14 protein-coding genes and 1 pseudogene are annotated in these 18,789 nt (G+C 56.4%); 4 read left to right on the top strand and 11 right to left on the bottom strand.

Annotation, left to right across the window (positions count from 1 at the left end):
- Positions 1-16 precede the first annotated feature (16 nt).
- Entirely contained in the window at positions 17-1,390 is a 1,374-nt protein-coding gene (hemN, locus tag L3068_RS22990) for an oxygen-independent coproporphyrinogen III oxidase (protein WP_047624616.1), read from the top strand.
- 100 nt (positions 1,391-1,490) lie between these two features.
- Here the strand turns inward: hemN and L3068_RS22985 are convergent, their stop codons facing one another.
- The 4 genes from L3068_RS22985 to glnA form a co-directional block, all read right to left on the bottom strand.
- Positions 1,491-1,601: a YshB family small membrane protein gene (locus L3068_RS22985; RefSeq protein ID WP_023331639.1), complete on the bottom strand. Its 111-nt coding sequence runs from the start codon at positions 1,599-1,601 to the stop codon at positions 1,491-1,493.
- Between the two features lie 110 nt (positions 1,602-1,711).
- On the bottom strand, positions 1,712-3,124 hold the full coding sequence (gene glnG, locus L3068_RS22980; protein ID WP_014885761.1) for a nitrogen regulation protein NR(I): 1,413 nt from the start codon (positions 3,122-3,124) through the stop codon (positions 1,712-1,714).
- Between the two features lie 11 nt (positions 3,125-3,135).
- Positions 3,136-4,185 (bottom strand): nitrogen regulation protein NR(II), encoded by a 1,050-nt coding sequence (gene glnL, locus L3068_RS22975; protein ID WP_014885760.1) that lies wholly within the window; start codon positions 4,183-4,185, stop codon positions 3,136-3,138.
- A gap of 169 nt (positions 4,186-4,354) precedes the next feature.
- A complete protein-coding gene (gene glnA, locus L3068_RS22970; RefSeq protein WP_008501856.1) occupies positions 4,355-5,764 on the bottom strand; it encodes a glutamate--ammonia ligase in 1,410 nt (469 codons plus the stop codon).
- Between the two features lie 378 nt (positions 5,765-6,142).
- Here glnA and typA point away from each other — a divergent pair, with 378 nt between their 5' ends.
- Positions 6,143-7,966, top strand: a complete 1,824-nt coding sequence (gene typA / locus L3068_RS22965; RefSeq protein WP_023336490.1) for a ribosome-dependent GTPase TypA — start codon at positions 6,143-6,145, stop codon at positions 7,964-7,966.
- Between the two features lie 79 nt (positions 7,967-8,045).
- Here the strand turns inward: typA and ompL are convergent, their stop codons facing one another.
- The 7 genes and pseudogenes from ompL to yihU form a co-directional block, all read right to left on the bottom strand.
- Entirely contained in the window at positions 8,046-8,732 is a 687-nt protein-coding gene (gene ompL / locus L3068_RS22960; protein WP_014885758.1) for a porin OmpL, read from the bottom strand.
- A 74-nt stretch (positions 8,733-8,806) separates the two neighbouring features.
- On the bottom strand, positions 8,807-10,231 hold the full coding sequence (locus L3068_RS22955; protein WP_117582094.1) for an MFS transporter: 1,425 nt from the start codon (positions 10,229-10,231) through the stop codon (positions 8,807-8,809).
- A 43-nt stretch (positions 10,232-10,274) separates the two neighbouring features.
- A complete protein-coding gene (locus tag L3068_RS22950; RefSeq protein WP_014885756.1) occupies positions 10,275-11,657 on the bottom strand; it encodes an MFS transporter in 1,383 nt (460 codons plus the stop codon).
- Between the two features lie 45 nt (positions 11,658-11,702).
- A complete protein-coding gene (locus tag L3068_RS22945; RefSeq protein ID WP_023336487.1) occupies positions 11,703-13,727 on the bottom strand; it encodes an alpha-glucosidase in 2,025 nt (674 codons plus the stop codon).
- Between the two features lie 17 nt (positions 13,728-13,744).
- Positions 13,745-14,986, bottom strand: a pseudogene (gene yihS, locus L3068_RS22940) (sulfoquinovose isomerase).
- A 14-nt stretch (positions 14,987-15,000) separates the two neighbouring features.
- The gene (gene yihT / locus L3068_RS22935) at positions 15,001-15,876 is read right to left on the bottom strand and encodes a sulfofructosephosphate aldolase (RefSeq protein WP_117582092.1); all 876 of its coding nucleotides are present in this window, start codon (positions 15,874-15,876) and stop codon (positions 15,001-15,003) included.
- A 17-nt stretch (positions 15,877-15,893) separates the two neighbouring features.
- Complete coding sequence (yihU, locus tag L3068_RS22930; RefSeq protein ID WP_023331632.1) at positions 15,894-16,784, bottom strand: sulfolactaldehyde 3-reductase; 891 nt, start codon at positions 16,782-16,784, stop codon at positions 15,894-15,896.
- A gap of 155 nt (positions 16,785-16,939) precedes the next feature.
- Here yihU and L3068_RS22925 point away from each other — a divergent pair, with 155 nt between their 5' ends.
- A complete protein-coding gene (locus tag L3068_RS22925) occupies positions 16,940-17,836 on the top strand; it encodes a sugar kinase (protein ID WP_047343715.1) in 897 nt (298 codons plus the stop codon).
- A 34-nt stretch (positions 17,837-17,870) separates the two neighbouring features.
- Positions 17,871-18,671: a DeoR/GlpR family DNA-binding transcription regulator gene (locus tag L3068_RS22920; protein ID WP_014885750.1), complete on the top strand. Its 801-nt coding sequence runs from the start codon at positions 17,871-17,873 to the stop codon at positions 18,669-18,671.
- The last annotated feature ends 118 nt before the right edge of the window (positions 18,672-18,789 follow it).

Here is an 18,789-nt window from a genome sequence, read left to right as displayed (position 1 = left end):
AACGGAAGGAGTGAGCATGTCAGCACCAACTATCGACTGGGATTTGGCCCTAATCCAGAAATATAACTATTCCGGGCCGCGTTATACGTCATACCCCACTGCGCTGGAGTTCTCCGATGCCTTCGGCGAGGCGGATTTTCAGCAGGCTGTTGCGCGCTATCCTGAGCGCCCGCTGTCGCTCTACGTCCATATTCCGTTCTGCCACAAGCTCTGCTACTTCTGCGGCTGCAATAAAATCGTTACCCGTCAGCAGCATAAAGCCGATCAGTATCTCGATGCGCTCGAACAGGAAATTCTTCACCGTGCACCGCTGTTTAAAGGGCGTCACGTCAGCCAGCTTCACTGGGGCGGCGGCACGCCAACCTACCTGAATAAAGCGCAAATCACGCGTTTGATGACGCTTTTACGTAGCCACTTTAATTTTAACGACGATGCTGAAATCTCGATCGAGGTTGACCCGCGTGAAATTGAGCTGGATGTCCTGGATCACTTACGCGCGGAAGGCTTCAACCGTCTGAGCATGGGCGTGCAGGATTTCAACAAAGAGGTCCAGCGTCTGGTGAACCGCGAGCAGGACGAAGAGTTTATCTTTGCCTTGCTCAATCATGCGCGTGAAATCGGCTTTACGTCGACCAATATTGACCTGATTTACGGCCTGCCAAAACAGACGCCAGAGAGCTTCGCCTTCACGCTGAAGCGTGTGGCCGAGCTTAACCCGGACCGCCTGAGCGTCTTTAACTATGCGCACCTGCCGACGTTGTTTGCCGCCCAGCGTAAAATCAAAGATGCGGATCTCCCTTCTGCTCAGCAGAAACTGGATATCCTGCAGGAAACCATTACTTCGCTGACCGAGACCGGCTATCAGTTTATCGGTATGGATCACTTTGCTCGTCCGGATGACGAACTGGCGATCGCCCAGCGAGAAGGGGTGCTGCACCGCAACTTCCAGGGATACACCACGCAGGGTGATACCGATCTGCTCGGTCTGGGCGTCTCCGCGATAAGCATGATGGGCGACTGCTACGCGCAGAACCAGAAAGAGCTGAAGCTGTATTATCAGCAGGTGGATGAAACCGGCAACGCCCTGTGGCGCGGCATTGCGTTAACCCGTGATGACTGTATCCGTCGCGATGTGATCAAGGCGCTTATCTGCAACTTCCGTCTCGAATTCAGCGATGTTGAGGCGCAGTGGGATCTGCACTTCAGGGATTACTTCGCGGAAGATCTGAAGCTTCTGGCACCGCTGGCGAAAGATGGGCTGGTGGAGGTGTCGGAGAGTGCCGTTGAGGTCACGCCGAAGGGGCGTCTGTTGATTCGTAACATCTGTATGTGCTTTGACGCGTATCTGCGCCAGAAGGCGCGCATGCAGCAGTTCTCGCGGGTAATTTAAGCGGCAATGCCGGGTGTCGCTTCGCTTACCCGGCCTACATTTCGCGCTTTTGTAGGCCGGGTAAGGCGAAGCCGCCACCCGGCTTTTCATTGACAGCTCGTTAGCTAAACAGCCCCACCAGCGCCGCACACAAAACAGCCGCAACGGCGGTTTGTGGCGTGTGGCTTTCAACGGCTCCGCTAGAGAGCATATTTACCAAAGTTTCCAGCATGATCGACACCCTCAATTTCCGGGCACGATCATACAAAACTCATCAGAACAGTAAAGCGCAAAATAACGGCAATTTGCGCTCAATTAATAACCTTTACACTTCGGGTAAGATTACTCCATTCCCAGCTCTTTAAGCTTGCGCGTCAGGGTATTACGCCCCCATCCCAACAGGCGGGCGGCTTCCTGCTTATGGCCTTGCGTATGACGAAGCGCGGTGGTCAACAACGTACGTTCCATCTCTGGCTGGGCTTCAGACAACAAGTTTTGATGACCGGAACGCAGCGCGCGGTCGGCCCATTGTGCCAGCAGCGTCGCCCAACTGTCCGGCAACGCGTGACCGGTACTGCTCTCAGGCGCGGTCGCTTCAAACAGTTCGGCCGGTAAATCCTGAATTAACACTTCCTGCCCGGCTGCCATCACGGTTAACCAGCGACAGGTATTCTCCAGCTGACGCACGTTGCCAGGCCACGCCAGACGCGTCAGGGCGGCATCGGTTTCCGGGTGAAGCTGCTTGGCTTCCACACCCAGCTCGCGGGCGGCCACCTGCAGGAAATGGCGCGCCAGGCGGGGAATATCTTCCCGGCGCTCACGCAGCGGCGGCAGATGAACGCGAATCACGTTCAGGCGATGGAATAAATCCTCACGGAATTTGCCTTCCTGTACGCGTTGCTCCAGGTTCTGGTGCGTCGCGGCGATAATGCGCACGTCCACCTTCACCGGCGCGTAGCCGCCCACGCGATAAAACTGCCCGTCGGCCAGCACGCGCAACAGGCGGGTCTGAACATCCAGCGGCATATCGCCGATCTCGTCCAGGAAAAGCGTCCCGCCATCAGCCTGTTCGAAGCGCCCCTGGCGAATGGTATTCGCGCCGGTAAACGCCCCCTTCTCGTGGCCGAACAGCTCGGACTCAATCAAATCTTTTGGGATCGCGGCCATATTCAGGGCGATAAACGGCGCTTTTGCTCGCGGGCTGTGGCGATGCAAGGCATGCGCCACAAGCTCTTTACCGGTTCCCGACTCACCGTTGATCAGCACGCTGATGGATGAACGCGACAGACGGCCAATAATGCGAAACACATCCTGCATCGCTGGCGCTTCGCCGATGATGTCGGTGGTAGGCCCAAAATCGGGCGCGTGGCGCGGCTGTTGCTGCTCCTGGTAATGGCTAATCGCACGCTCAACCAGTGCCACCGCCTCATCGATATCAAACGGTTTGGGCAGATAATCGAACGCCCCTTGCTGATAGGCACTCACAGCGGCATCCAGATCGGAGTGTGCCGTCATTATGATGACCGGAAGCATAGGGTGGCGTTGTTTGATCTGCTTTAAAAGCGCCAGCCCGTCCATGCCCGGCATGCGAATATCCGAAAGCAGAACGTCTGGCGTTTTGGTGGTGAGTGCATCGAGCACGTCGCTGCCGCTCTCAAACGTCGTGCAGCTTAATCCTGCCCCTGTGAGCGCGCGTTCAAGCACCCAACGGATGGAGCTATCGTCATCGACTACCCAGACTATCCCTCGTTGCATAAACGTCACCTTTATTTTTTAATCGGCAGGAAAACCGAAAATTCGGTATGTCCCGGCCAACTGGTAAATTCAATTTTTCCGGAGTGCTGATCGATCAAGCTGCGGGCGATAGATAAGCCCAGGCCGGTCCCGCCTTCGCGACCGCTGACCATCGGATAAAACAGAGTGTCCTGAAGATGGGAGGGAATACCGGGCCCGTTATCCTCGACGTCAATGCGCGCCGCCAGCCGATAGCGCACGCCATGTAAGGTGAGCTGGAAGGCGGTACGGGTACGTAAAATAATCTCGCCCCCTTCCGGTCCCAGCGCCTGCAGGGCATTGCGGACAATATTCAACAGGACCTGCTCAATTTGATCCGGGTCATGCGCCAGTTCCGGCAGGCTGGGGTCGTAATCACGCACCAGCGTGACGTTCTCTGGCAGCTCCATCGAGACGAGTTTCACGACGCGCTCAGCCACCTTATGAATGCTTTCCGTAACATGCATTCCCGGCTGTTGCGGCCCCAGAAGACGGTCAACCAGATTACGCAGACGGTCCGCCTGCTCAATGATGACGTTGGTGTACTCCGCCAGCGCAGGATCGGGTAACGCCTTGGTCAGAAGCTGCGCCGCACCGCGTAACCCACCCAGCGGGTTTTTGATTTCATGCGCCAGACCACGCACCAGGTCACGGGCGGCAATTTGCTGCGCATGCTGGAGCTGCTCCTGGCTCAGGCGACGCTGATTATCCATCGGCGCCATTTCAAGCAGGATCATCCCTTCTGGAAGCCGTTGCGCAGTCAGCGACAGAATATGCGAGCGCCCGTCGATCACCAGCGTCACTTCGTTATCGGTAAACCCCTGGCCGGCCTGCAAACTTTCCTGCATCAGGCCAATATTCAGCGAAAAATAGCTCAGGAGTTCCGGAAGCGGGGTACCAAACAGTTTCCGCGCGCTTTGGGCCAGCAGCTGCTGCGCCGCCGGGTTGGCGTAATGAACGGCCAGCTCGTCGTCGACCAGCAAGATACTGTTAATTAAAGAATTGAGGATCTGCCCAGCATCGGGCAGCGTGCCAGTTGCCATTCAGCAGTCTCCTGGAGTCGTTGCACTGTTTTAGTGCAGTATAGCTTTTTCGGCGTAAAAAGCGCGTGAGATCAGGTTGTTGGTGGAGAAAAAAGCCCATCCGGAGATGGGCTAAAAGTTTCCACGGCAACTACTCCCGGCGCTTGTCACGCCGGGTAAAACAACTTAATTAAACGCTGTAGTACAGTTCGAACTCAACCGGGTGCGGCGTCATGCGCACGCGGTCGTTCTCTTCGGTACGCAGGGCGATGTAAGCATCGATAGCGTCGTCAGTGAACACGCCGCCCGCCGTCAGGAACTCACGGTCTGCGTCCAGCGCCTGCAGGGCTTCTTCCAGAGAGCCAGCAACCTGTGGGATCTCTTTCGCTTCTTCTGGCGGCAGGTCGTACAGGTTTTTGTCCATCGCTTCGCCTGGGTGGATCTTGTTCTTGATACCGTCCAGACCGGCCATCAGCAGTGCTGCGAAGCACAGGTATGGGTTAGCCGCTGGGTCCGGGAAGCGAACTTCGATACGACGCGCTTTAGGAGACGCCACCACCGGGATACGGATAGAAGCAGAACGGTTACGCGCAGAGTAAGCCAGCATGACTGGTGCTTCGTAGCCCGGGACCAGACGCTTGTAGGAGTTCGTGGTTGGGTTCGCCAGGGCGTTGATCGCTTTCGCGTGTTTGATAACGCCGCCAATGTAGTACAGCGCCTGCTCAGACAGACCAGCATATTTGTCGCCAGAGAACAGGTTGGTGCCGTTCTTGGACAGAGACATGTGGCAGTGCATACCGGAACCGTTATCGCCAAACATCGGTTTTGGCATGAAGGTCGCGGTTTTACCGAAACGGTGCGCAACGTTATGCACAACGTATTTGTAGATCTGAATTTCGTCCGCTTTTTTGGTCATGGTGTTGAAGCGGGTAGCCACTTCGTTCTGACCCGCAGTCGCGACTTCGTGGTGGTGAGCTTCAACCACCAGGCCCATCTCTTCCATCACCAGACACATGGTGGAACGGATGTCCTGTGCAGAATCGACCGGTGGAACCGGGAAGTAACCGCCTTTCACGCCTGGACGGTGACCTTTGTTACCACCTTCGTATTTGGTGGAGGAGTTCCATGCACCTTCGATGTCGTCGATTGCTACGTGGGAGCCAGAAATAGAGGCACCGAAACGGATGTCATCGAACAGGAAGAACTCTGGCTCTGGCCCGAACAGCACGGTGTCCGCGATGCCGGTAGAACGCAGGTACTCTTCAGCGCGTTTAGCGATAGAACGTGGGTCGCGGTCGTAGCCCTGCAGCGTGCCTGGCTCGAGGATGTCGCAACGGATGATCAGGGTTGGTTCTTCGAAGAACGGATCAATGACCGCGGTGGTCGCATCTGGCATCAGAACCATGTCGGATTCGTTAATGCCTTTCCAGCCACCAATGGAGGAGCCGTCAAACATTTTGCCTTCTTCAAAGAATTCGGCGTTCACCTGATGAGCAGGGATTGTGACGTGCTGTTCTTTACCTTTGGTATCAGTGAAGCGCAGATCAACAAACTTCACTTCATGTTCGTTCAGCATCGTCAAAACGTGTTCAGCGGACATACTTAACTCTCCAGATTGGTCATTGTCGTCGTGGTAACGAGTTCTTCAATTTCTGTTTGTACTGGCCGTGTGCCATGTATTTTTATAAAGCGAAATCTGTGCCAACTTTTAAAACACCCCAAAAAGGCGTTATCATGCGCACCATAGTGCAAAAGGGCTGCACCACAATGGATTTGTTGCACCAGTATAGTGCTTCAATGTGAACATTGAGCACCATATTGGTGCAATTTACGTTAAAGCGCCCTTTTACCGCTCCGTGAAAGCGATCACAAAGCATCTCTGCAATACTTGTTTGCGGGGGATGTTTGTGATCCTGTTTTGTAGTGCGATTAATCCGTGTACAATAACGCGCTATTTCTAAATGCCTGAGGCAAAGTTGTGATCGAAAATTTGCGTAACATCGCCATCATCGCGCACGTAGACCATGGTAAAACTACCCTGGTTGACAAGCTGCTGCAGCAATCCGGTACGTTTGATGCGCGTGCCGAAACCCAAGAACGCGTGATGGACTCCAACGATTTGGAGAAAGAGCGTGGGATTACCATCCTCGCGAAAAACACCGCGATTAAATGGAATGACTACCGTATCAACATCGTTGATACCCCAGGGCACGCCGACTTCGGTGGTGAAGTTGAACGTGTAATGTCCATGGTAGACTCCGTTCTGCTGGTCGTTGACGCAATGGATGGCCCAATGCCACAGACGCGCTTCGTGACCAAAAAAGCTTTCGCCCATGGTCTGAAGCCAATCGTTGTTATCAACAAAGTTGACCGTCCTGGCGCGCGTCCTGACTGGGTTGTTGACCAGGTCTTCGACCTGTTCGTTAACCTCGACGCGACCGACGAGCAGCTGGACTTCCCTATCGTTTACGCGTCTGCGCTGAACGGTATCGCTGGTCTGGACCATGAAGACATGGCTGAAGACATGACCCCGCTGTATCAGGCGATTGTTGACCGTGTTCCTGCGCCAAACGTTGACCTGGACGGCACCCTGCAGATGCAGATCTCCCAGCTCGACTACAACAACTACGTTGGCGTCATCGGCATTGGTCGTATCAAGCGCGGTAAAGTGAAGCCTAACCAGCAGGTCACTATCATCGATAGCGAAGGCAAAACCCGTAACGGTAAAGTCGGTAAAGTTCTGACTCACCTGGGTCTTGAGCGTATCGAGAGCGACATCGCGGAAGCGGGCGACATCATCGCGATCACCGGTCTGGGCGAGCTGAACATCTCCGACACCATCTGCGATCCGCAGAACGTCGAAGCGCTGCCTGCTCTGTCCGTTGATGAACCAACCGTATCCATGTTCTTCAACGTCAACACCTCTCCGTTCTGTGGCAAAGAAGGTAAATTCGTTACCTCTCGTCAGATCCTTGACCGCCTGAACAAAGAGCTGGTGCACAACGTTGCGCTGCGCGTTGAAGAAACTCAGGATGCTGACGCATTCCGCGTTTCGGGTCGTGGCGAGCTGCACCTGTCAGTCCTGATCGAAAACATGCGTCGTGAAGGTTTCGAGATGGCGGTTTCCCGTCCGAAAGTTATCTTCCGCGAAATCGACGGCCGTAAACAAGAGCCGTTTGAGAACGTAACGCTGGACGTTGAAGAGCAGCACCAGGGTTCTGTTATGCAGGCACTGGGCGAGCGTAAAGGCGACCTGAAAAACATGAATCCAGATGGCAAAGGCCGCGTACGTCTCGACTACGTGATTCCAAGCCGTGGCCTGATCGGCTTCCGTTCTGAGTTCATGACCATGACCTCCGGTACCGGTCTGCTGTACTCCACCTTCAGCCACTACGACGACGTGCGTCCGGGCGAAGTGGGCCAGCGTAACAACGGCGTGCTGATCTCCAACGGTCAGGGTAAAGCGGTTGCGTTCGCGCTGTTCGGTCTGCAGGATCGCGGTAAGCTGTTCCTGGGTCACGGTGCAGAAGTTTACGAAGGCCAGATCATCGGTATTCACAGTCGTTCTAACGACCTGACCGTAAACTGCCTGACCGGTAAGAAACTGACCAACATGCGTGCGTCCGGCACTGACGAAGCAACGGTTCTGGTTCCACCGATCAAGATGACTCTGGAGCAGGCTCTGGAATTCATCGATGATGACGAACTGGTCGAAGTGACTCCACAGTCAATTCGTATCCGTAAACGTCACCTGACTGAGAACGATCGTAAACGTGCAATGCGCGGTGCGAAAGAAGAGTAATACAGTCAATCTGTAGGCCGGGTAAGCGTGCGCGCCTCCCGGCAACTAAAAAGCCGCTGATTTCTCAGCGGCTTTTTTATTAGAACGAGTACCGTAACCCCAGCCGAATCCGGTACTGCTCGCGGTTGTAATCATTCCATCTGTCCAGCCACTGAAGTTCGAGGTACGGCAGCCAGTTTCTGTCGATCTTATAGCTGAATTTATTGGTGATTTCCCAGTGATGGTCTTTGCCATTTTTGCTGTGATAATCATTCACCCGCTGGAAAAAGTGCGGTTCAAACGTGTAGAAAAACGCATCCGTTACTTTGAAATTCCAGTAGTTGGCAAACTCGTGCGTGTCGTTCTTATCCATCTGACCGTTATAGTCCGGCGTATCGTAATTGTTATGGTTATAGCGATAGCGGAAGGTCAGGTTAAACCAGTCGATGAATTTATAGTTGGTGTCCAGATAGACGGCACCACCCGAACCTGCGCTGCTGTCATTAATCAATCCGCCGGGCTGGAAGGTGAGTTTGTCGGTGGGTTTAAAGAGCGGATACCATCCCTCTATTTCGTTATAGCTGTGCTTCAGCTCATCCCATTTCCCCACGTTATAGGCATTAGTGAACATCAGCCCCGCGCCCATATCAAAGTTATATCCCGCACGCAGGATCACCTCGTGCAGTTCAGAGGCCGTATTGTAAGCTTCGCGGGTTTCGACATAGGCCCCGGCAAATACCGGGCAGGACACAGACGACACGATCAGTACAGTGATGATTCTTTTCATAATTTGTCCATGTATCAGGTACAGAAAGGCCTCCCTCCTGATTAACAGGAAGGACATATTGGCCGGATTTATTGTTATAAAGTGACTGCTGACGCTTTATTGTTGGTGGTTATCTTAGGGGTATTCGCTGATTGTTTTTTCCGTTTTCCAATCTCCTCGATAATAAAGGCGAAGCGCGCTTCGTTGAGTTTATAAAACAGCCCCATGGTCACAGCGGCGACGATTGCCAGACCGCATGGCCAGAGGAAAATAAGCTGACGCAATCCCAGCAGCGTGCCCGCGCTTTGAACGGCATGGGGAACGTAGCCAATCTGGGTCAGCATGATGCCGGGCAGGAAGCCAGCGAGGGCGGCGGATATTTTGCGCGAGAAGGTATAACCGGTGTAAACCGACCCTTCGGCGCGGATGCCGGTTTTCCATTCGCCATAGTCGACGGTATCCGGCACCAGCGCCCAGTTCAGGCTGTTCACAAACGCCGTGCCGAAGAAGGCCATACAGGAAAACAGCACGAACAGCAGGGAGCTGGTCCCCCAGAAGAAGTTCAGCACGTCACCCACTGCCCACAGTGCCAGCCCACCCAGATACACCGGCTTCTTGCCAAAGCGCTTCACCGCGCCGGGCACCAGAAACACGCCAATCAGAATACAGCCCATGCTGAAAAAACCCATCCACGACAGCAGATGAAGATCGTTCAGCACGTACTGGGTGTAATAGACCTGAATCGCCAGCTTGATGTTAAACGCGGCGAGGGTACACAGGTTGGCGATGCACAGCACCAGCAGTGGCGGGTTGCGGAAAATCGCGCAGAACGATTTAAGAATGCCGGGCTTATGGTGATCGGGCGTGAGCTCCACGTAGCGCTCTTTCACACCGCTGTAGCACCACCACATGCAGAACAGGCCACCCGTCACAAACACCAGCGCGGCCACCAGATAACCGAGTGAGGGCTGGTGGACGAACAGTGCCTGAATGGGCATAAAGCCCACGGTGCAGAGCAACAGCCCCACCGTCGCGCCGCCCTGACGCCAGGCGGCCAGCTGCGCACGCTCGTTCGGGTTTTTGGTTATGGCCGGAACCATCGCGCCGTAGGAGCAATTCATCAGGCTGTAGCACAGGCCAAACAGCATAAAGAGCACCGTGGCGAGCGCCGTTTTCACCGTCAGGCTAAAGTCGTTGGCCATAAACTGCGCCGTCGCGACCAGCGCCACCGGGACGGAGGCGTAGAGAATGAACGGCCGGAATTTCCCCTTCTTACCGATATTCCGCCGGGAGTCCAGCAGCACGCCGGTCAGCATGTCGGTAAACGCGGTGAAGAATTTCGCCACCAGGAAAATAATGCCGCCATAGAACGCGGGCATGCCCAGTTCATCGGTGTAAAACTTCAGCAAATACAGCGTGCCAATACACAGCATCAGGTTCGAGCCAAAATCGCCCATCCCGTAGGCGCACTTCTCACGCAGGCTCAATTTCAGGGTTAACGGATCAGTATTATCTCTCATGGTCGATCCTCAGAGCGCCCCGCAGGGCGCTCTATCACGTCATTTATGCCGTACGCTTGCGCAGTTCGATCTCTTCGACGATGCGCACATACATCTTCTCGTTGAGGTTGTAGAAGCAGCCCATCGCCACGATGGTGATGACCGCCAGCAGGCTTGGATAGATAAATATCAGCTGCCGCAGCCCTTCAACCGTACCGGCGGATTGCACTACGTTGGGCACATAGCCGATCTGCGTGAGCATGATCCCCGGGAAGAAGCCCGCCAGCGCCTGAGATACCTTGCGGAAGAAGGTAAAGCCGGTATAGACCGTTCCCTCAGAGCGCACGCCGGTGCGCCACTCGCCGTACTCCACGGTGTCGGAGACCAGCGCCCAGTTCAGGCTGTTCACAAACGCGGAACCGAAGAACGCGAGGCAGGAGAACGCCACAAAGCTCACCGAGCCGCCGCCGAAGAAGTAGTTGAGCAGATCGCCCGCCACCCAAATCATCAGCCCGCTGATGTAGACCTTTTTCTTACCGAAGCGCCGCACCGCGCCGGGCATCATAAAGACGCCGATAAAAATACAGCCCATGCTGAAGAAGCCCATATACGACAGCAGAATCGGGTCGTTCAGCACGTACTGCGTGTAGTAGACCTGGATGGCGAGCTTGACGTTAAAGGCACCCAGCGTGCACAGGTTTGCAATGCACAGGATAAACAGCGGACGGTTCCCGGCGATGGCGCGAAAAGACTGTAATAGCCCAGGCTTTTGCGCCGGATTGGCAGGCTGCATCTCGACGTAACGCTCGGTCACGCCCTTATAGCACCACCACATAAAGAACAGCCCGAACAGCGAGAAGAGGGTGGCGGCAAAGATATAGCCCAGCTGATCGTTGCCCTCAATCAGGTTCATCACCGGGACAAATCCCACGGTACAGAGCAGCAGGCCGAGCGTGGCACCGCCCTGACGCCATGCGGCCAGCGAGGCACGCTCGTCCGGGTTTTTGGTAATGGCGGGCACCATCGCACCGTAAGAACAGTTCATCATGCTGAAGAACAGGCCGTACAGCATAAACAGCACGGTTGCCATCACCGTTTTACCGGTCACCTCAAACGGCGTGCCGACGAAGTTGGCAATCGCCAGCAGCGTCACCGGGAAGGCGGCGTACAGCACGAACGGGCGGAATTTCCCTTTCGGGCCAATCTTGCGCCGGGAGTCGAGCATGATCCCGGTGCCCATATCGGTGAAGGCGGTAAAGAACTTCGCAATCAGGAAGATGATCCCGCCGTAGGTGCCCGGCAGCCCCAGCACGTCGGTGTAAAACTTCAGTAGATACAGCGTGCCGATATCCAGCAGGATGTTAGAGCCGAGATCGCCCATCCCGTAGGCGAGTTTCTCTTTAAACGGCAGGCGCAGGGTTGCCGGATCAGAAGTATGTTGACTCATTATTGTTCTCCGTCTGCCCGCAGGTTTCCCTGCGGGCGAGCCTTATCAGATATGACGTAAGGTGCTAAACAGATCTGCCCATTCACTGTGCTGGCGATAGAAGACCGGTGGCTTGCCGAGTGGGGCATCAACGGTCACGTCACCGCCCTGGCAGCATTCCCCGGTCCACGCATTCACCCAGTTGTCCTGCGGCAGATAGAGCGTCCAGTCCGTGCGCCCCTCTTCGTGAACGGGCGCCACCAGCAGATCGCGGCCAAACAGATACTGGTATTTCAGCGTGTAGGCGCGTGCGTCGTCCTCGTAGTGCAGGAACAGCGGGCGCATCACCGGCAGGCCGCTTTTCGCGTTCTGCGCGACGGCGGCTTTGATATACGGCTTCAGGGTGGTGAAAACGGTGGTCATGCGCGCGAAGTGCGCGATGGTTTCCGCATCGCCGTCGAACTGCCAGTTATCGCCAGGACGGTTACCTTCGTGGGTGCGCATCATCGGCGTGAAGGCGTTAAAATCGCACCAGCGCAGCAGCAACTCTTTACTGCGCTTCATCTCGAACAGGGTGGTATAGCCGCCGATGTCGCTGTGGTGCAGGCCGTGCCCGGTCATCGCCAGAGACAGCGCCGCAGGCACCACGGACGCCAGACCGTCGTCCAGGCTCCAGTCGACGTTCTGATCTCCCGCCCACATCATCACCGAGTGCTTCTGACTGCCGGTGTAGCCTGCGCGCATAAAGAACAGGATCTCGCCAAGTTTGCCGGTCTCCTCCAGCGCCTCGTAGTTACATTTGGCCCACAGGGCTGGCCACGCGTTGTGCATGATCTCTGCGCTAACGCCGTTGTGCAGGAACGTGTCAGTCGGCAGATACTCTCCGAAATCGGCCATCCAGCCGCCGCAGCCCAGTTCGATCAGGTTCTTTTTGATAACCTCTTTGTACCAGTCGTAGGCTTCAGGATTGGTCAGGTCGATGACGCCCGCATAGAACTCGCCAAACTCGACGTGGTAGTCCTTGCCGTCGGCATTTTTAGTCAGATAGCCGCGTTTCGCTGCTTCTTCGCAGAGATCTTTATCGCTGGCGACGTACGGGTTGATGTAGGAGAGGAACTGCACGCCTTCCTGTTTCCATTGTGGAATACGCTCGTCAAGCTGTGGGTACAGCTCGCTGTTCCACTTCCAGTTCCACATCACGCGTTTGCCGAAGGAGGTCATGCGAATGCCGGACCAGTCCTGCGCCCAGATGCCGTTCACCTTCACGCCCCCTTTGCGCATGACGTCGAGCTTCTGCTGACAGACCTCGGTGCCGCCCTGAATACCCAGCGTCACGCCGTCGTAAACCCAGTCTGGCAGTTCAGGCTGACGCCCCAGCAGTCCGGTGAGTTTTTCCAGCAGGCCGACGTAGGTTTCCGCACAGTCGAAGCGCAACGTGGCGGTATCTTCCCAGAACGCCAGTTCGTGGAAGTCCGGCGCGCTGAAGTCAAAATTCATGTAGCAGCTGTTGTCCACGTGGCAGTAGTACTTCTGGGTGCTCACGAAGGTAGGCTGTGGGAAGAAGGTCCAGTAGTAATCGCCGCCTGCGTTCTCTTTGCAGTCGGCCTGCCAGGTCACGTAGGTTTGCTTGTTACGGCCCACGCCCTGTTCGCTGGTCCACAGCGGGAACGGCTTGCCGCGCAGATCGAAATAAGAGAACTGCTCGCCGCAGCCGTAAATGTGATCTTCTGGCTGAGCCGCCAGCCGCAGCCAGATGCGGTTATGGCGGGTGGCATCGTTTTTAAGCTTCATCTCCAGGCGGCCTTCGCCATCCACGCCCACCAGCAGCGTCGCGCTGACCGCATCGCCACGGGTAAAGCGGATCGCCCAGCCCGCGCTTTGCTGCGTGACGGTTGCGTCCGTCAGCGCGATCTTTTCGTTCAGTTTGTCCTTGATGCTGAAATTGCCGCGAAACATCTCAATATCGGCGACGCCTGCACCGATCCACAGGCAGGGCGCATCCGCGGTATGGGACAAAATCAGGCGGTTTTCCCAGTGCAGGGTGAAACCCCTTTCGTTATTTTTCAGGTCAATATTGTGTAGGGTACGCATAAAAACTCCGTCTTTTATTATTTGGCCAGGCAGTCCAGCAAACCGGCGGCCGTTGCCGGGGCTAAGCCCGGTGCCAGCGGCAAACGTGGGATCACCAGGCAGTGCAGCAGATGGTAAATATCCTGCTTGCCGTCCCAGACTTTGGTTGTCACTTCGTTATGGGTATCCAGCTCCTGCCACCAGGAACCGTTCTCGTAATCCATCAGGTACTTAATGCAGTAATCCCACCACTTCTGATACCAGGCTTCGTACTGTGCTTCGCCGGTCACGGTGTAGAGCGCGTAAGCCGTGCCCATCGCCTCGACGATAGGCCAGCGCACGCGTTCACGGACAATAGGCTTACCATCCCAGCCTACGGAGTAGACGAAACCATCGGCCCCGTCCGGTGCCTAGGCGTCGCGGATGGTGGCATGGAACAGTCCTTTCGCATCTTCCAGCAGCCACTCCGGCGGGGTTTCAAAACGGGCTTCCAGCGCGGCGCGCAGGTGCAACATCAGGCGGCCCCACTCGATCCAGTGGCCCGGCGTGCCGCCGTAGGCGCGGAAGCGGTGGGCAGGATTGTCGATGTTGTAATCGCGGATCGGGTTCCAGTCGGTGTCGAAATGCTCATTAACGCGGTACTCACCTTTGCGCGCTACGTCGTGAATAATCACCGAGGCGATGCGCAGGGCACGGTCGAGCCACTTACGGTCGTGCGTGACGTCATAGACGATCAGGAACGCTTCAACGGCATGCATGTTGGCGTTGCCGCCGCGATAATCCTCGGTTTTGCTAAAGGCCTCGTCCCAGGATTCGAGGCACATTTGTTCTTCCTCGCTCCAGAAATAGCGCTCGATCACCTCAATCGCATCGTCCAGCAGTTTGCGCGCCTGCGGATGGCCGGTGGTCACGGCGCTCGCCGCGCCCAGCAGCACGAAGAAATGCTGATAGCCCTGCTTGGAGGCGTCGATCACGCCTTCATCGTTCACACAGGCGTACCAGCCGCCGTGCTGTTTGTCGCGCAGCGGGCCGTTGAGGGCATTAATGCCGTGCTCAACCAGGGCATACGCCCCGGGACGCCCCATATTGGCGGCCACCGCATACACGTGCAGCATGCGGGCGGTGATCCACAGATGTGTGCCCATATCGCTACGCACCTGGCCGTTATTGCCCAGCCAGCCAAAGCCGGTCGGCACGGCGGCGTTTTTACCGAAATCGAAAATACGGTCGGTCTCTTGTTCGAGCCAGCGGTTATGGCTCAGGGTGTTAAACCATTTCATGTTCGGGTCCTTTCTTAGCGGCGAGCCATCATTTCGTCGACGATCTCACCCAAACGCTGCAGTTTTGGCACAGAGACGTCGCGTAGCATCATTTCAGTATCCGGCAGCCCCACCACGGAGGACCACACGGCACGACCGGCTAAAAAGCCTGAAGCCCCCGCCTGCATGGCAACCTGCACCGCGCGCGGGAAGAGCTTGTCATCCACGCCGGAAGAGAGGATCACCCACGGCATATTGATTTCCGCGTTCAGCTTTTGCGAGGCGGCCAGCAGTTCCTGCTGCGTACCTTTACCGAACAGCGGCATCTCCACTTTGTAGAGGTCGGCACCGCTATCGCCCAGCTCTCTGGCGGCGTCGATAATCGCCTGCTCGCGGTTGAACGCGGCACCGCGACGCGGCGGACGCACCACCGGTTCGATAATGCTAAGCAGTCCGTTGCTATGGCACAGCGTATTGAACGCCTTCACCATCTCCAAACGTTGCTGCGGATCTTCATCGCTGCGCCACAGCACCAGCAGCTTCAGCGCCTTGCCGCCATCGCGTTTTACTGCCTGCGCGTCGATGTTCTTGTCGATCACCACGCTGTCGACCGGAATACCGTTGCCCGGTATAAACTCGTCGGCGGCCACAATCATCGCGCAGTTTTTGGCGACGGCCTGCTGCTCAACGATCTGGCGATAGCAGAACTGCTGGTCAACCAGAATAGCGGAGGCATACGGCGACAGGATTTTCGCCGCGTTAACCTTAAAATCCGTAAGGTGCTGGTCGGTTACCGGCACCGGCGCGCCTGCCGCAGCAAACATCAGGCGCATCGCTTCGCGCTGGTCCACGGCCAGCATGGCAAAACCGCCGGAAGGTCGGGTGATATCTTTCAGGGTGTACATCGTCATTCCTCAGTCCTTTCGTATCAGTGTGATTTTTTCAGCCCGGCAGATGCGCGAACCTGTTCAAGAATGGCCGTCCAGTCTTCGCGCCCGCGCCCGGCGGCGCGAGCCTGGTTGTAAACTTCACGGGAAGCCGCGCCGAGCGGCATGGGAACGTGGAGCTGGTTGGCAACGTCCAGGGCGATCCCCAGATCTTTATGCGCAAGGTCGATCATGAAGGCGGGTGAAAGATCCCCTTTCAGCACCTTGTTCGGCCATGAGGTTGTGAAGTGGCCTTTGCCTGCCGGCGTGCCGCTCATGACCTTGAGCGCCACGTCGAAGGAGAGGCCGAGCGCTTCGCACAGTACGGCCGCCTCTGCTGAAAGCGCGTTCAGGGCGATGCTCATGTAGTTATTGATAAGCTTCACGCGGATACCCATGCCCGGCCCGCCAGCGTTGATCAGCTCATTGCCCATCGCCATTAATACCGGCGTGGCGCGCTCAACCTGCTGCGCCGTGCCGCCTGCCAGCAGAAGTAACGTACCGGCGATGGCATGGTCAGACGTTCGTCCGACGGGGACGTCCATCAGGCTGAAGCCGCGCTCCGCCATGTCACGGATCAGCGCGTCAGTTTGCAGTGGATGAATAGTGGACATATCGATCACCAGCGCGTCGCGGGATAACCCTTCGCAAACGCCGTGCTCACCAAACAGTACGCTGCGCACCAGGTCGCCGTTGGGCAGCATGGTAATGACGAATTCGGCATCCGCAGCGGCCTGCGCTGGCGTCGCCACTGCCTGTGCGCCGCTCTCCACCAGCGTCTGAACGGCCTGCGGGTTCACATCAAAGACCTGAAGCCGGTGACCTTGTTTCAGCAGATTCTTCGCCATTGGCGCGCCCATCTGCCCTAAACCGATAAATGCGATTGCTGACATGCCTTTCTCCTGTCACATCGTGTCAATTTTTGCGCGTTTGTGTTGTCTGTTTTTGATCGTATTTGTAATTTATAGTCAAAAAATTGACAGGGGTCACTTTTTAAACATTTGATGAAATTAAAATGGCAGCATCAGAAATCGCACAAGGAATCACCATGACTCGCATCGTTTGTGTCGGCATTACCGTGCTGGATCGCATCTGGTATCTCGATGATTTACCAAGGGAAGGTGGGAAATATGTCGCAAAAGATTATACGGAAGTGGGCGGTGGCCCGGCGGCAACTGCGGCGGTGGCGGCAGCGAAACTGGGGGCTGAGGTGGACTTTATTGGCCGCGTGGGTGACGACGAGACCGGAAGACGCCTGCTCGCGGAGCTGGAATCCCTGGGGGTGAATACCCGCTACACGCGCGTGTTTAAAGGGGCCCGATCGTCACAATCCGCAGTGCTGGTGGACGCCAGCGGGGAGCGCGTGATTGCGAACTACCCCAGCCCCGATCTTCCCGCTGAGGCTGACTGGCTGCAAGACGTCGACTTCTCACAATGGGATATCGTATTAGCAGACGTGCGCTGGCATGACGGGGCAAAACAGGCGTTTATCCGTGCTCGCCAGCAGGGCGTACCCACCTTACTTGATGCGGATGTCACTCCGCAGGACATCGCGGAACTGATCGCCCTAAGCGATCATGCCGCCTTCTCCGCGCCGGGACTGCGGCGTTTAACGCAGCTGGATGAAGCTGAAGACGCGCTGAAAAAAGCACAAATGCTCACAAATGGACATGTGTACGTTACGCAGGGGCGAGACGGTTGCTTCTGGCTGGAAAGCGGCAGGTTATGTCATCAGCCTGGCTTTGAGGTCGAGGTGGTTGATACCACGGGGGCGGGCGACGTTTTCCACGGTGCGCTGGCGGTCAGTCTGGCGCAGCAAGCGTCCGCCGCTGACGCCGTGCGTTTTGCCAGCGCCGTCGCCGCCCTGAAATGCACCAGGCCCGGCGGGCGTGCGGGTATACCCGACTGTGATCAAACCCGCTCTTTTTTGTCACTTTTTGTATAAAATGCGGGGCGTGATGGTTTTCAGAGGACAGCCCATGAGTCTTACCGAACTGACCGGCAACCCGCGTCACGATCAGCTGCTGACGCTGATTGCCGATCGCGGCTATATGAATATTGATGAACTGGCGCAGCTGCTGGATGTGTCCACACAAACGGTACGACGGGATATCCGTAAGCTCAGCGAGCAGGGACTCATAACGCGTCATCATGGCGGTGCGGGCAGGGCGTCCAGCGTGGTGAACACGGCGTTCGAGCAGCGTGAAGTTTCGCTCACCGAAGAGAAGCGGGCGATTGCCGAAGCGATTGCGGACTACATTCCCGATGGCTCGACCATCTTTATCACCATCGGGACGACGGTGGAGCATGTTGCCCGGGCGCTGCTCAATCACAACCATTTGCGCATTATCACCAACAGCCTGCGGGTGGCGCACATTCTCTATAAAAACCCGCGCTTTGAAGTGATGGTCCCCGGCGGCACGCTGCGCCCGCATAACGGCGGCATTATCGGCCCGGCGGCGACGGCGTTTGTATCCGGCTTCCGGGCGGACTATCTCGTGACCAGCGTAGGGGCGATTGAGCACGACGGTGCGATGATGGAGTTTGACGTCAATGAAGCCAGCGTGGTGAAAACCATGATGGCTCACTCGCGCCATATTTTACTGGCAGCCGATCACACGAAATACAGCGCTTCCGCCGCCGTAGAAATTGGCAACGTGGCGCAGGCCACGGCGCTATTCACGGATGAGCTTCCCGGCTCGGCGCTGCAAAATCTCCTCAAATCCAGCAAAGTGGAAGTCGTTGAAGTCAGTTCAGGAGAAGAACAGCAGGCTGGCTGACCTTTTTATGGCCCGATATCTCTCTTCGGGCCATTCCTTTCTTTAAGCTGAATCTCGCACGTAGCCAAACCTTCTCTTTCCCGCTACAGTTATTTTTCCACGGCGAGCAGGAGATAAA

Source organism: Enterobacter cloacae complex sp. ECL414 (genome assembly GCF_021869685.1).
Taxonomy (GTDB): domain Bacteria; phylum Pseudomonadota; class Gammaproteobacteria; order Enterobacterales; family Enterobacteriaceae; genus Enterobacter; species Enterobacter kobei.
The sequence above is the reverse complement of the archived record's forward strand: the minus strand, read 5'-3'. Positions and strand labels throughout refer to the sequence as shown.